This window comes from Shimia sp. Alg240-R146 (assembly GCF_947331465.1).
In the GTDB taxonomy this organism is placed as follows: domain Bacteria; phylum Pseudomonadota; class Alphaproteobacteria; order Rhodobacterales; family Rhodobacteraceae; genus Shimia.
Window position 1 is genome coordinate 413,605 of sequence record NZ_CAMZOK010000003.1, and the last position, 13,461, is coordinate 427,065.

Genomic DNA, 13,461 nt, shown 5'->3' on the forward strand with positions numbered 1-13,461 from the left:
GGGGTATTCCACCCCGAGTTTAGCTGACCTGAAGGGGCCTTTTGGCACAGCGCTCCAAAGCCCCTTTCCCCGCTCGTTGAACCGTGGCAACGTCACCGCCATGACACAGCAGATTTCCAGCCCCAACGGCACCCCCGCCCGCCACTTTGCCTTTGGTTGCATGCAGTTCGGCGGCACCGCCGACGCCCGCGCCTCGCAAGAGATGTTTGAGGCCTGCCTCGCCGCTGGCATCACCCATTTCGACACCGCACACGGTTATACAGACGGCCAAAGTGAAGAAATTCTCGGCGGCATGATTGCCCCCCATCGCGACGGCCTCGTGATTGCCACCAAGGCGGGCTACACGGGCGGTGCTGGCACCGAAAACCTACGGGCGCAATTTGACATCTCCCGCAAGCGGCTGGGCATGGATCACGTGGATATCCTCTATCTTCACCGCTTTGATCCCAACACCGACCTCAACGCAACGCTCGACTGTTTCGCTGCTTTGAAAAGCGAGGGCAAAATTTCGCATGTTGGCCTGTCCAACTTCGCCGCGTGGCAAGTGGTCAAAGCGTCTTGGCTGGCCGAAAAACGCGATCTGACCATCGATGTCCTGCAACCGATGTACAATCTGGTGAAGCGCCAGGCCGAGGTCGAAATCCTGCCTATGTGCGCTGATCTCGACATCTTGCCCGCGACCTATTCGCCGCTTGGCGGCGGGCTGCTGACTGGCAAATACGCCGCCCAAGCACCGAGCGGACGCCTCGCCACCGATGACCGATACGCGGCGCGCTACGGGCTTGACTGGATGCACAATGCGGCCACGCAACTCTTTGATATTGCGTCCGAATTGGGCATGCATCCCGCCACTTTGGCGGTCGCGTGGGCCGCGCGTCACACCAGCCAGCCCTGCCCGATCCTGTCGGCACGCAGTGCCGCACAACTCGCGCCTTCTCTTGACGCGCTGTCCTTTGATATGGACGACACGCTCTACAACCGCCTCACCGCCCTCACGCCCACGCCGCCCCCGGCCACAGACCGTCTGGAAGAAGCATGACCGACTTCATCGTCATCGGAGGCGGCATCGCCGGCACCTCCGCCGCAGCCCGTCTTTCCGAGCTGGGACAAACCTTGCTATTGGAACGCGAAACCGCGCTTGGCTATCATGCTTCAGGTCGGTCCGCCGCGCTTTATGAAAGCAACTACGGCCTTGCCAGCACAGTCGCCCTGTCCAAAGCCAGCAGCGACTTTTTCCACCACGCCCACGGCGGTTTCCTAGGCCCGCGCGGCCTGATGTTTATCGCCGGTCACGGCCAGCAGGACGCCTTTGCCAAGGCCTGCGATGACTTCCATGTGGACCCGATCGACATGGACACCGCGCTCGCCAAAGTCCCGATCCTGAACCTGGACACCGTCGGTCAGGCCGCCTACCACGACGCGGCCTTCGACATCGACACCGACCGCATGATCCAGACATTTGCCAAGACTGTCCGCGACATCGGCGGCACCGTAAAAACCGGACAGGACGTCACCGCAATCACCCGCACGCCACACGGCTGGCAGGTCACGGCAAACGGCGAAACCCACAGCGCAAAAATGCTGTTCAATGCGGCTGGCGCTTGGGCCGACCCCATTGCCGAGATGGCGGGTATCGCCCCACTAGGCTTCACGCCCATGCGCCGCTCCATGGCGCGCATCCCTGCGCCTGGCGGTCACGACGTCTCTGGCTGGCCAATGATCCTCGACATCAACGAAACGTGGTATGCCAAACCCGACGCCGGAAGCCTGCTGGTCTCCCCCGCCGAAGAAGACCCGATGCAACCTTTTGATGCTTGGCCCGATGACATGGTTCTGGCCGAAGGCATTGCCCGTTATCAGGAATTTGTCACCGAAGAAGTCACCCAACTCACCAGCAGCTGGGCTGGCTTGCGCACCTTCTCGCCGGATCGCAACCTTGTGCTTGGCCCCGCCACGGACGACCCATCGTTCTTCTGGGTGGCCGGTCAGGGCGGATACGGCTTCCAATCAGCACCCGCCGCCAGCCAATTCGTCGCCGATCAGGTCGCGGGTCGCGCCTCTGAACTCGACCAAGCAACCCGCGACGCGCTTAACCCACAAAGGTTCGCCTGATGCCCCGCCGCCTCAACCTTCCCGACAGCGCCTCGGTCGCCACGCCGGGCGAGGGTGGCAAACTCTTCGCCCCCTCTGCAGCGCGCAACGTCGACGCCATCGCAAACTTGCTGACCGAAATCGCGCCTCCGACGGGTCATGCGCTCGAGATTGCCAGCGGCACCGGCCAGCACGTCGTTCATTTCGCTGCTGTCCTGCCTGGTCTCAACTGGCAACCCACCGAAATCGACGCCTCGCGCCGCGCCAGCATCATGGCCCATCTGGCGGAGGCCGATCTGCCAAACGTGGCGACGCCGATCCCGCTTGATGCCACCGCCGCAGGCTGGGGCGGGCGCCATGCAGGCAAAAACCTGATCACCCTGTCCAACTTGCTGCACTTGGTCAGCGCCTCCGAAGCCCAAACCCTTGTCACCGAAGCTGCACAGGCCTTGGCACCCGATGGTATCCTTATGATCTACGGCCCGTTCAAGCGCGGCGAAGCGCTGATCAGCGAGGGCGACAAATCCTTTGACGACAGCCTTCGCGCTCAGGATCCGGAGATCGGTTACAAGTCCGATGCAACTGTGCTGGGGTGGGGCAAAGCCGCGGGACTGATCCCACGCACGCCCCGCGAAATGCCCGCCAACAACCTCGCGCTTATCTGGCAAAAACCCTCATAACCGCAAATTCTCCAGCTTTTTTGCGGTTTTCCCGCCTTGATATGATCTGGGTCAATTTCATATTCGCCAAATAGAATACGAAACACACAAACCACAGACATCAAGGAGCCCGACATGAGCTGGAGCGACAAACTGAACGACACCCGCGGACAATTGCGTGGCCTGAACAAAGCCATCCCCGATACCACCCGCGCCTTTGGCGCCCTTGGAAAATCGGTCAAGGAAGGCGGCGTTCTGGACTTCAAAACCAAAGAATTCATCGCCCTTGGGATCGCTGTGGCCATGCGCTGCGAAGCCTGCATCGTGCTGCACTGCGAAACACTCGTGAAAGCAGGCGCCACCAAAGAAGAGATCGGCGACGTATTGGCCATGACCATCCAGATGGGTGGCGGCCCTTCGATGATGTATGCGGCCAAGGCACAAGAGTGCTTTGAGGAGCTATCTGTGGGCTGACAAGCCCCATCATGACGCATAAGGTTGGTCTAACATTTAGAAAAATTGGACCTCCTCATGCTTCGATCTATTTTGTCCAGCTGCCTCGTCGCTGGCGCTTTGGCCGGCCCCGTTCTGGCCGAAGACCTGTCCCAATGGAGCTTTGGCGCCGACGGAACCATCACCTTGGGCGACATTCAAGACCTGCGCACCCGCATCTTTGAAACCTTTGACGCGGATGGCGACGGCGCTCTCAACACCACCGAATACACCGCTTTTGATAAGGCCCGCGCCGAGGCGGCCGAACAATCGCAGTCCTCTTTCCTCTTGCGCTCGGTCGGCGGTATGAGCCGCCAGCATATCGATACAAATCTTGACGGCATGGTCACCCGTTCCGAGATGGATGCCGCATTGCTGGGCTGGTTTAATTCGGTGGACAAAAACGGAGACGGGTTGATTGCCAAAGGCGAATACTGATCTGGCGAAGTACTCTTGCCTTACAGCAAAAAAATTTCGAACTACTCGGACCACAGATAACGGGTTGCCCGACCTTGGCCGGAGCAAATAGCTAATCGCCTGCAGCCGATAACCACTGGGTTATGGCAAAACCTGCGCGTGCTCCGCCATCACCTATAGCGGACCTGGAAACCCGTCGCGGAAGACAGAATTCTAAAGGCTAAACCCGAAATGAATAAGTGACCCGAAAATTGCCGTTTAGAGGAGTTTCCAAACCCCAATCAAAGTTGAGAACACCCTCAAGAATTGAGTGGCAACGTCTGATCGAGACTATCCAGATGGGGCGACCTTACTTTGTCACAAACAGCTAAAAAAGGGGTTTCTGGAACGCATCGAGGCGCGCCGGTCTTCCAAAATACCAAGGTCAACGCGCAACTTGCAAAAAACCCCCGCCGCCCCTTAAGGTTGTTTCATTATCAAACCAGCAGCCCCTGGGGGGGGAACCAATGAAATTATGCAAAACAATTTTAAGCTTAGCACTCGCATTCACGGTGTCGGCGTGCGGCAAGCAAGCGACAATTTCTTTGCAAAATGCCACGGCCGACATAGGAATTCAGAATGCATCAAGAGATCCACTTGGACGCGTCTATGAGTGGGTTCCGGGATCAAGGCCAGCCTCGAGAGCCGCGCTGTTTCCGCAGATCACCGACGGAACCAAGCCGCCAAACGTCTATATTCGTAATTACCCCGAAGGCAAAACCGTAGCTTCACAGGTCAAAGGGTTCGTATCAGGCGCGAATTTCGCAATTTCTGACGCGCAAGTATTGGAGCTAGAAACTGAATCCACAAAATCCACGAGCATCGAGTACAGCAACTTCAAAATTATGGAGTTGGACAAAACCGTGACTGCCATGAACAACTACATTAATGCAGACCCGGATACCGCAAGGGACGAATGGGCGTTGGACAGCGCCATAGCATCACACAAAGATGACGACCCCACAAACGACGTATATTACGTTGTCGTTTACCAGAGCATGCTCGCAAACGAGAGCAAATTGGCATCTGGAAACATAACCGGAGGAGGCGTCAAAGTCCCCGTCAAGGGAGTCAAATCAGACGTTTCAGTGAAATTTACGAACGCTTCGTCGGTCCAGTGCGATGGTTTTCAACCGTGCTTTGTGAAGGTGCGGATTTTCAAACCCATTCTTACCCAAAACAATACGTATAGCTTTACAACTCGCGGTGTGCCCTATGATGATCGCGCGTTTGCACGCGCATTGTCCCAAAAATGAGAAGTGCCCCTGCCACTTAGGCAGGGGTCCCCAATTCACCCGTTTTGGCGAATGGTCTCGTTCTTCGGATCATATGGGCTGTCACAGGTCACCGTGGCCTCCCACAGCTTGTCCTGCATCTTGACCTTCAACTTGGTGCCTTCCACCGCCAGATCAGGCCGCACATAGCCCATGCCGATGGATTTCTCGAACGCCACCGAATAGCCGCCCGAAGTCAAACGCCCCACGCGCGATCCATCCTCCGCATATAGAACCTCACGGCCCCACGGATCGGCATCGTCTGGCCCATCAATCAACACGGTCACGCATTTGCTGCGGATGCCTTTGGCTTCCATCTCGGCTTTGCCGTGAAACTCTTTGGACAGATCGATAAAGCGTGGCAAGTCTGCTTCGGCTGGGGTCGCATCGCGGCCAAGCTCGTTGCCAAACGCACGATAGCTCTTTTCCTGCCGCAACCAGTTCTGCGCCCGCGCGCCCACCAGTTTCATGTCGAATTCAGCACCGGCTTCCACCAACAAATCCCACAGATAGTTCTGCATCTCGATCGGGTGGTGCAACTCCCAGCCCAGCTCACCGGTATAGGCCACACGGATCGCATTCACAGGACACATGCCCAACTCGATCTGACGCGCCGACAACCACGGGAACCGCTTGTTGGTCAGCGCTGTCGCGGGATCAGCATCCTTGATCACCTTGTTCAACACATCACGGGTTTTGGGGCCGGCAATCGCAAACACGCCCCACTGCGTGGTCACGTCCTGAATTTCGATATAGCCGAATTCTTCCATCTTATCTTCGGCCGCTTTGCGCAGGTAATCTGCGTCATATTCCGTCCAAGCGCCCGCCGACACGAGGTAATAGTTGTTCTCGCCATTGCGCACGATGGTGTATTCCGTGCGCGTGGTGCCATGGCTGGTCAGCGCATAAGTCAAATTGATGCGCCCGATCTTCGGCAACTTGTTGCAGGTGAACCAATCCAGGAACGCCGTCGCACCGGGTCCTTTGACCACATGTTTGGTGAACGCCGTCGCATCAATCAGACCAACACCTTCACGGATCGCTTTGGCCTCATCAACGGCGTGCTGCCACCAGCCGCCACGGCGGAAGCTGCGCGCGTCATGGTCAAAATTGTCGGGTGCATCCAGCGGCCCGTAATAGTTCGGACGCTCCCAGCCGTTCACCCACCCAAACTGCGCACCCTTTGCCTTTTGGCGATCAAACGCCGGCGCTGTCCGCAACGGCCGTGCCGCAGGGCGCTCCTCATCAGGGTGGTGCAGAATATAAACGTGCTCATAGCACTCTTCGTTTTTGCGTGCTGCAAACTCGGTGGTCATCCAGTTCTGCGAATACCGCTTTGGATCAAGGCTCGCCATGTCGATCTCGGCCTCGCCATCGACCATCATCTGCGCGAGGTAGTAGCCCGTGCCACCAGCAGCCGTGATGCCAAACGAGAACCCCTCCGCCAGCCACATGTTCCGCAAGCCCGGCGCAGGGCCGACCAACGGGTTGCCATCGGGCGTGTAACAGATCGGGCCGTTGAAATCGTCTTTCAGACCGCTGTCGGCACAAGACGGAACACGTTCGGCCATCGCCATATACTGATCCGCAATCCGGTCCAGATCGAGCGGGAACAGATCAGCCCGGAAACTGTCCGGCACACCATGTTCAAACCGTGCAGGCGCACCTTTCTCGTAGATCCCCAAAATCCAACCGCCACGCTCTTCGCGGGCATAGGATTCATTGTCGGCATCGCGCACCACAGGATGCTCCGGATTGCCCGCCTCGCGCCATTTCACCAACTCAGGGTCCTGATCCATGACAATAAATGTGTGCTCGACAGGAATCGCCGGCATCTTGATGCCCAACATCTTCGCCGTGCGCTGCGCGTGGTTGCCGGATGCGGTCACAACATGCTCGGCGGTCACCACAACCTGCTCATCGCTCGCGATCAGGTTGCCGCCCTTTTCGACCATCTTGGTCAGGGTCACTTCCCAAGCATCGCCGTTCCAATGGAACCCGTCCGCCTGCCACTTGCGCTCGATCATCACGCCCCGCTGGCGCGCGCCTTTGGCCATCGCCTGTGTCACGTCGGCGGGGTTAATGTAGCCATCCTCGGTGTGATAAATCGCACCCTTCAGATCACCGGTCTCAATCAGCGGCCAGCGCGTCTTGATGTCATCCGGCGACAACCATTCATAGGCCACGCCACAGGTCTCGGCGGTCGAGGCATAGAGCATATACTCGTCCATCCGCTCTTGCGTCTGCGCCATACGCAGGTTGCCCACCACAGCAAAGCCCGCATTCAATCCGGTCTCTTCTTCCAACTGTTTGTAGAAATCGACGGAGTACTGGTGAATGTGGGTTGTCGCATAAGACATGTTAAAGAGCGGCAGCAACCCCGCCGCATGCCACGTCGAACCGGACGTCAACTCGTCGCGCTCGATCAACATCACATCGTCCCAGCCCGCCTTGGCAAGGTGATAGGCAATCGACGTGCCAACGGCACCGCCACCGACAACAAGGGCTTTTACATTGGTTTTCATCGCTCCGGCGACTCCCTGCAAACTGGTCTTTGGCGCAACTCTATCGAACTGGCGCAAAATCGCAGGGTCCAGCCGACGCTTGATATCGCAATTGCGACGCCACGTTGCGGCAAAAAGCCTTGCTGCATCGCGGCGTGGACGGTAGACCCCGAAACCAACTTTCAGGGAGACAGGCGAGAATGCTGATTTGCCGCTCTGTAGCAGACTGTCGCGCCGCCATCGCGGATGTGCGCGCCAAAGGCCAGATCATCGGCATGGTGCCCACTATGGGGTTCCTGCATGAAGGCCACATGCGCCTTGTGGCCACAGCGCAAGACAATGCCGACGCCGTAGTTGTGTCGATCTTCGTGAACCCCAGCCAATTTGGCGACGCCAGCGATCTTGACGCCTATCCCCGCAATGAGGCCCGCGATCTGGCGATGCTAAAGGACGCCGGCGTCGCGCTGGTCTTTATGCCAGACGTCGAAACCATGTATCCGGCGGGTGATGAAACCATCGTCGAAACCACCCGCATGGCCAACATGCTGCATGGCCTCGTGCGTCCCGGCCACTTTCGCGGCGTGGCCACTGTTGTGACGCGGCTCTTCAACATCGTGACGCCTGATGTCGCCGCGTTTGGCGAAAAAGACTACCAGCAGCTGCAGATCATCAAACGCATGGTTGCGGACCTGCACATGCCGCTCACAATCATCGGCGCCCCAACGGTGCGCGAGGCCGACGGCCTCGCCATGTCGTCGCGCAACGTGCGCCTCTCTCCTCAAGACCGCGCTGCGGCGTCTGTGATTTCCCGCGCCTTGACCGCCGCCGAGACCGCAGCTTCCGGCGCAACGGTGGACGATCTGCACGGGTTGATCTCAGACACCATCAGCACAGAGCCGCGCGCTTCTCTCAAAGGGCTGGACATTGTCGAGGCCGAAACGCTGAATGCCATCGACGGGCCCCTCCAGGGCCCCACCGCCATCATGATCTCCGTCGCATTTGGCGACATTCTCTTGATTGACCAAAGGGTTGTCACACCATGAGCACACAGACCCCCATTCGCCGTACCACGGTCCCGCAAATCGCCAACCGCAAAGGTGGCGAACCGATTGTCTCGCTGACTTCCTATCACGCGCACACCGCAGCCATCGTCGACAAATATGCGGATTTCATCCTTGTGGGTGACAGCCTCGGCATGGTGATGCACGGTATGGAAAGCACCGTTGGCGTGCCGCTTGATCTGATGATCATGCACGGCAAGGCCGTTGTGCGCGGCACCAAGAAAGCGCTTGTGGTCGTGGACATGCCCTTTGGCACCTACGAGGAAAGCCCTGCCGTGGCCTTCCGCAATGCCGCCAAAATCATGAAAGAAACCGGCTGCGGCGCGGTGAAACTCGAAGGCGGCAAACGCATGGCGGAAACCATCCGCTTCCTGACCGAGCGCGGCATTCCTGTGATGGCCCACATCGGCCTCACCCCACAATCCAGCCACGTCATGGGCGGCTTCAAAACACAGGGCCGCGACGAGGACACATGGGCGATCCACGAAGAGGACGCGCAAGCCGTATCCGAGGCCGGCGCTTTTGCTATCGTGCTTGAGGGCATGGTCGAGCCGCTCGCCGCCAAAATCACCAAACAGGTCGCCATCCCGACCATCGGAATCGGCGCCTCAGCTGATTGCGACGGTCAAATTCTGGTGCTCGAAGACATGCTCGGTCTGAACGAATGGACTCCGAAGTTTGTCAAAGTCTACGGCGACCTCGGCCCCGCCATCGAACGCGCGGTGGATCAATACGCCAAAGACGTCAAGGACCGCTCTTTCCCGGGCGAGGATGAGGTGTATCGCTAAATACGCGTACCCCTGCGTAACCTTCAGCACACACGTAAAAAGTGTTTTGAAATCCGCGCCTTTCATCTAGTGTCTCAAAAAATCGAGGCAGGGAAAGAACATGCGTGGATTTCTGAACGGCGAAAGCTCTGTGGCAAAAGTCTACTGGCTGGGCTTTGTGCTCACCGGCTTCGCCTTTACAGCTCTCTATCGTTACATAAATTACCTCTATCTAACATCGGCAGAAACCGGCTTTGAATGGGTCGAGCTGGCGCATAACGTCCTCATCGCATTCAATGTAGTCTGGATTGCGGCCCTGCTGCGCGCCGTTGTTAAATCCGCATACAACAACAGGACGCCCGGTGGTTGGGGTTGGACGGCCATTGTCATCATGAGCCTGAACCTAGCCTACACATCCTATGTCGGGTGCACGCTCTTCTTCCCCAAAACCTACACGCCTTTGTTTGTGCTCAAGCTAGAGATCCATGAGCTCAACAAGCAACTCCCACAACGTATCGACGAAGAAAACGTCCTGACCCGCATGTTCCTCGAAAACAAGGTTCTGATCACCCACACGAAGGTAGACTACGAAGCCGACGACCTAATGCAGGAACATCTGGATTGGGAATTCTCAACCGAGGTCGAAAGCAGTCAGGAGCTTTGCGAAGACTTGGAAGGGTATTTTCGTGCCGGTCTCAAAGCAAGTCGGGCCGTTTACTTCTTTACAAACACAACACTCTCGACGGAGTTGACCGCCGAAGAATGCACAGCCTACCTCGCAACCCGAAACTAGTGGGAGACCCGCGCTGGAACGCACGGGTTTTCCACTCAAAAATCAACGAGTGCAGGGCAAGTCGGCGTTTTTGTGTTCTGTGCCGGCTGCGCCATTCAAAAAATCTTGCCCGGGTTCATGATCCCATCCGGGTCGATCGCTGCCTTCACCGCCGCCATCACGTCCACAGCGCCGCCAAGCTCCTTGCGCAGATAAGGCTTCTTGCCCTGCCCGATGCCATGCTCGCCCGTACAGGTGCCACCCATGGAAATCGCCAATTCATTGAGCCAACTGACATAGCTTTGCGCGTTCGCCACTTCCTCGGCGTTGTCCATATCCACAAGCGGCAGCATATGGAAATTGCCGTCTCCGACGTGGCCCACCACGGTCGAGATCAACCCCAGCTCGTCGGCCTTGTCTTTCGCCGCCGTCACGCATTCCGCCAACCGCGAAATCGGCACGCAAACATCGGTGGAAATGCCCTTCGCACCGGGGCGCAACGCCAAAGCCGCCCAATACATGTCGTGGCGCGCCTGCCACAGCTTGTTGCGATCCTCCGCCTTGGTGGTCCATTCAAACCCGCTGCCGCCAAATTCCTCGGCAATCGATCCAAACATTTCCGCCTGTTCTGCCACGCCAGTCTCCGATCCGTGGAATTCCAGCAGCAACAAATGTTCCTCAGGCAAATCCAATTTGGAATAGGCATTGGCCGCCTGCACCGCCAGCGTGTCCAGCAATTCAATCCGCGCCACTGGAATGCCGTATTGGATTGTCATCATCACCGCCTGACAGGCCGCATCGATGGTTTCAAACGAACAACGCGCCGACGACATCGCCTCTGGAATACCCTGCAGCTTCAATGTGATCTCGGTGATCACCCCAAGCGTGCCCTCTGCCCCAATCAGCAGGCGGGTCAAATCATAGCCCGCGCTTGATTTCTTGGCCCGTGTGCCGGTGCGGATCACCTCACCGCTGGGAAGCACCACTTCAAGCGCCAGAACGTTGTCTTTCATCGTGCCATAGCGCACCGCATTTGTGCCGCTGGCCCGCGTCGCGGCCATACCGCCCAACGACGCATTGGCACCCGGATCAATCGGGAAAAACAGCCCCTGATCGCGCAGATGGGTGTTCAACTGCTCGCGCGTCACACCGGGCTGGATCACACAATCCAGATCCTCGGCGTGCACTTCTTTGATGGCGTTCATCTCGGTCAAGTCGATGCAAATCCCGCCAGCGGGCGCATTCACATGCCCCTCCAGCGACGTGCCCGTGCCATAGGCAATCACCGGCACCTTGTGAGTAGCGCAGACTTTCACAATCGAGGCGACCTCTTCGGTCGACTTGGCAAAGACCACCGCATCCGGCGCCTGTGTCTCAATCCAGGTGGTCGTGTGCCCATGTTGTTCGCGGATCGACTGGCCGGTTTGAAAGGCCTCGCCAAACTGTTGTTTCAACACGCCCAAAGCGGCAGTGATGCCTTCTTCGTTCCGCGGCAAATTCCCTGCAGCCCCCATGACCGACCTCCCCTTTCGATATCTCATCGAAAGGGGTAAGCCTCCACTCACGCAGGGTCAAGCGGGCTACTCTCCAAAGGCAAGACCTTCGCGGCGATTATCAGCGCCGCCTTGCAAAGTTTCGCCAATCGAAATCGCATGCACACCGCTGTTCAACCCACGCACTTTGACCTCATAACCGGCCTCTTCCAGCGCGGCTTTCATCGCCTCATCTTCAAGGTCATATGTGCCAAACCGATTTACCCGATTGGGCAAGTCAATCGCGGCCTGCACATCCATGCCCCAATCCAGATGGGCGATAATTGTCTTGGCGACATAGCCGATGATCCGACTACCACCGGGGCTTCCGACTACCAGCACCGGCTTGTTGTTTTTTAAGACAATTGTCGGCGCCATTGACGATCGTGGCCGCTTGCCCGGCTCAACGCGGTTGGCAATCGGCACACCATTCATGTGGGACCGGAACGAGAAATCCGTGAGTTCGTTATTGAGCAGGAACCCACGCGCCATCACGCGGCTGCCAAACCCGTTCTCGATGGTGGTCGTCATCGACAACGCGTTGCCATAGCTGTCCACAATAGAGATGTGCGAGGTCGACGGCTGCTCAAACGTTGGACCATCGGCAAAGTTCAAGGCGTGATCAAACTCTGGCATCCCCGCCTCGACCTTCTCCAAAGCTTTCGGCTGTTTCAGCAGCTCGGCCCGGCTTCTGAGATACTCTTCCGCCAACAAACCATTCACCGGAACCGGTACATAGTCGCTATCAGCAATGTAGCGGCCGCGATCCGCAAACGCCAAACGCGACGCATCCCCGATCAACCGCCACGCCTTGGCGCTGTCCGGCCCCATCTTTGCCAGATTGAAACTGTCCAGCGTGCCCAGAATTTGCCCAACGGTCAGGCCGCCAGACGAGGGTGGCCCCATGCCGCACACGTCATGCCTGCGATAGGTCGCACAGACCGCCGGACGTTCCTTGACCCGATAGAGCGCAAGATCCACCGCGCTCAGCACGCCCGGATTGTTGGCCTCCTGCACCGCGTCCACAATGTCGGCGGCAATCTCGCCGGTATAAAAAGGCGCCGCGCCTTCATTTGCCAAAATGCGCAAGCTCTCGGCATAGTCCAGATTGAACAATGTTTCGCCCTGCGCCAATGGCGTGCCACTTGGGAGGAAATAGGCCGCCGTCACCGGATGTGACGCCAGCCGCTCCGCATCCCGCGCCACCGAGGCCGCCATCCGACGCGACACCGGAAAGCCCTTCTCGGCATGACGAATGGCTGGTGTAAACAGGCTTGGCCACGCGCTGCGCCCCCATTTGCGGTGCGCTTCCTGCATCAACATCGGCGTGCCCGGAACACCAACACTGCGCCCGCCAACCACGGCCTCAAAAAATTTCAGCCGCTCGCCATTGTCGTCCTGAAACAGGCGCGGCGTGGCCGCCAACGGCGCGGTTTCGCGTCCGTCCAGCGTGGTCACTTCGCCCGTGGCCGCGTCATACCAGACCAGAAACGCCCCGCCGCCAAGGCCCGAGCTTTGCGGTTCCACCAAACCCAAAACAGCCTGTGCGGCCACCATCGCGTCCGCCGCGCTGCCACCTTTCTCCAAGACCTTGGATCCTGCCCGAACGGCCAGCGGATGCGCCGCGGAAATCATCCACTTGTCGGCACTCTTCGGCTGGCCCTTTAGCTTGCGCTCCGCCGAGCCTCTGAGCATTGGCGGCACATTGGCCCCCAATTGGGTCGACACTTCCGGCGCAACACCGTCGGCTGCCTCTTGGGCCCACGCGCCGGTGGTCGCCACCGCACCCATCGCCAGCGCCGCAGCAATTGCTGAAATTCGTGAAAACATGACAAAGCTCCTGAAGACTACCT

The 13,461-nt window shown here is 58.4% G+C and carries 12 protein-coding genes; 9 read left to right on the plus strand and 3 right to left on the minus strand.

Annotated features, from left to right (window positions below; translation table 11 throughout):
- The first annotated feature begins 100 nt into the window (after window positions 1-100).
- From PG871_RS17575 to PG871_RS17600, 6 genes are all read left to right on the plus strand, one after another.
- Window positions 101-1,039 (plus strand): aldo/keto reductase, encoded by a 939-nt coding sequence (locus PG871_RS17575; protein ID WP_270731712.1) that lies wholly within the window; start codon window positions 101-103, stop codon window positions 1,037-1,039.
- Window positions 1,036-2,112 (plus strand): NAD(P)/FAD-dependent oxidoreductase, encoded by a 1,077-nt coding sequence (locus tag PG871_RS17580; protein ID WP_270731714.1) that lies wholly within the window; start codon window positions 1,036-1,038, stop codon window positions 2,110-2,112. Before PG871_RS17575 ends, PG871_RS17580 begins: the two co-directional genes overlap by 4 nt.
- Window positions 2,112-2,771, plus strand: a complete 660-nt coding sequence (locus PG871_RS17585; RefSeq protein WP_270731715.1) for a DUF938 domain-containing protein — start codon at window positions 2,112-2,114, stop codon at window positions 2,769-2,771. The genes PG871_RS17580 and PG871_RS17585 overlap by 1 nt, the downstream gene beginning before the upstream one ends.
- Window positions 2,772-2,885: 114 nt before the next feature.
- Window positions 2,886-3,224 (plus strand): carboxymuconolactone decarboxylase family protein, encoded by a 339-nt coding sequence (locus PG871_RS17590; RefSeq protein ID WP_270731716.1) that lies wholly within the window; start codon window positions 2,886-2,888, stop codon window positions 3,222-3,224.
- A 57-nt stretch (window positions 3,225-3,281) separates the two neighbouring features.
- Window positions 3,282-3,680: a hypothetical protein gene (locus tag PG871_RS17595; protein WP_270731718.1), complete on the plus strand. Its 399-nt coding sequence runs from the start codon at window positions 3,282-3,284 to the stop codon at window positions 3,678-3,680.
- Window positions 3,681-4,165: 485 nt separating this feature from the next.
- A complete protein-coding gene (locus tag PG871_RS17600; RefSeq protein WP_270731721.1) occupies window positions 4,166-4,954 on the plus strand; it encodes a hypothetical protein in 789 nt (262 codons plus the stop codon).
- A 35-nt stretch (window positions 4,955-4,989) separates the two neighbouring features.
- On the opposite strand, the gene PG871_RS17605 is transcribed toward PG871_RS17600, so the two are convergent.
- Window positions 4,990-7,497, minus strand: coding sequence for a GcvT family protein (locus PG871_RS17605; protein WP_270731722.1), 2,508 nt, complete (start codon window positions 7,495-7,497; stop codon window positions 4,990-4,992).
- Window positions 7,498-7,676: 179 nt separating this feature from the next.
- Here PG871_RS17605 and panC point away from each other — a divergent pair, with 179 nt between their 5' ends.
- From panC to PG871_RS17620, 3 genes are all read left to right on the plus strand, one after another.
- Window positions 7,677-8,519 carry a pantoate--beta-alanine ligase gene (gene panC, locus PG871_RS17610; protein ID WP_270731724.1) on the plus strand — a complete coding sequence of 281 codons (843 nt, stop codon included), beginning with the start codon at window positions 7,677-7,679 and terminating at the stop codon, window positions 8,517-8,519.
- On the plus strand, window positions 8,516-9,325 hold the full coding sequence (gene panB, locus PG871_RS17615; protein ID WP_270731725.1) for a 3-methyl-2-oxobutanoate hydroxymethyltransferase: 810 nt from the start codon (window positions 8,516-8,518) through the stop codon (window positions 9,323-9,325). Before panC ends, panB begins: the two co-directional genes overlap by 4 nt.
- A 100-nt stretch (window positions 9,326-9,425) precedes the next feature.
- Window positions 9,426-10,097 carry a hypothetical protein gene (locus PG871_RS17620; RefSeq protein ID WP_270731728.1) on the plus strand — a complete coding sequence of 224 codons (672 nt, stop codon included), beginning with the start codon at window positions 9,426-9,428 and terminating at the stop codon, window positions 10,095-10,097.
- Window positions 10,098-10,192: 95 nt separating this feature from the next.
- Here the strand turns inward: PG871_RS17620 and PG871_RS17625 are convergent, their stop codons facing one another.
- Entirely contained in the window at window positions 10,193-11,590 is a 1,398-nt protein-coding gene (locus PG871_RS17625) for an FAD-binding oxidoreductase (RefSeq protein ID WP_270731731.1), read from the minus strand.
- A 66-nt stretch (window positions 11,591-11,656) separates the two neighbouring features.
- Complete coding sequence (gene ggt / locus PG871_RS17630; protein WP_270731733.1) at window positions 11,657-13,438, minus strand: gamma-glutamyltransferase; 1,782 nt, start codon at window positions 13,436-13,438, stop codon at window positions 11,657-11,659.
- Window positions 13,439-13,461 lie beyond the last annotated feature (23 nt).

Coding starts and splice junctions, on each gene's coding strand:
- PG871_RS17625 (WP_270731731.1), bottom strand. CDS start 11,590: ATGGGGGCTGCAGGGAATTTGCCGCGGAACGAAGAAGGCATCACTGCC.
- PG871_RS17600 (WP_270731721.1), top strand. CDS start 4,166: ATGAAATTATGCAAAACAATTTTAAGCTTAGCACTCGCATTCACGGTG.
- panB (WP_270731725.1), top strand. CDS start 8,516: ATGAGCACACAGACCCCCATTCGCCGTACCACGGTCCCGCAAATCGCC.
- PG871_RS17590 (WP_270731716.1), top strand. CDS start 2,886: ATGAGCTGGAGCGACAAACTGAACGACACCCGCGGACAATTGCGTGGC.
- PG871_RS17575 (WP_270731712.1), top strand. CDS start 101: ATGACACAGCAGATTTCCAGCCCCAACGGCACCCCCGCCCGCCACTTT.
- panC (WP_270731724.1), top strand. CDS start 7,677: ATGCTGATTTGCCGCTCTGTAGCAGACTGTCGCGCCGCCATCGCGGAT.
- PG871_RS17595 (WP_270731718.1), top strand. CDS start 3,282: ATGCTTCGATCTATTTTGTCCAGCTGCCTCGTCGCTGGCGCTTTGGCC.
- PG871_RS17605 (WP_270731722.1), bottom strand. CDS start 7,497: ATGAAAACCAATGTAAAAGCCCTTGTTGTCGGTGGCGGTGCCGTTGGC.
- PG871_RS17585 (WP_270731715.1), top strand. CDS start 2,112: ATGCCCCGCCGCCTCAACCTTCCCGACAGCGCCTCGGTCGCCACGCCG.
- PG871_RS17580 (WP_270731714.1), top strand. CDS start 1,036: ATGACCGACTTCATCGTCATCGGAGGCGGCATCGCCGGCACCTCCGCC.
- PG871_RS17620 (WP_270731728.1), top strand. CDS start 9,426: ATGCGTGGATTTCTGAACGGCGAAAGCTCTGTGGCAAAAGTCTACTGG.
- ggt (WP_270731733.1), bottom strand. CDS start 13,438: ATGTTTTCACGAATTTCAGCAATTGCTGCGGCGCTGGCGATGGGTGCG.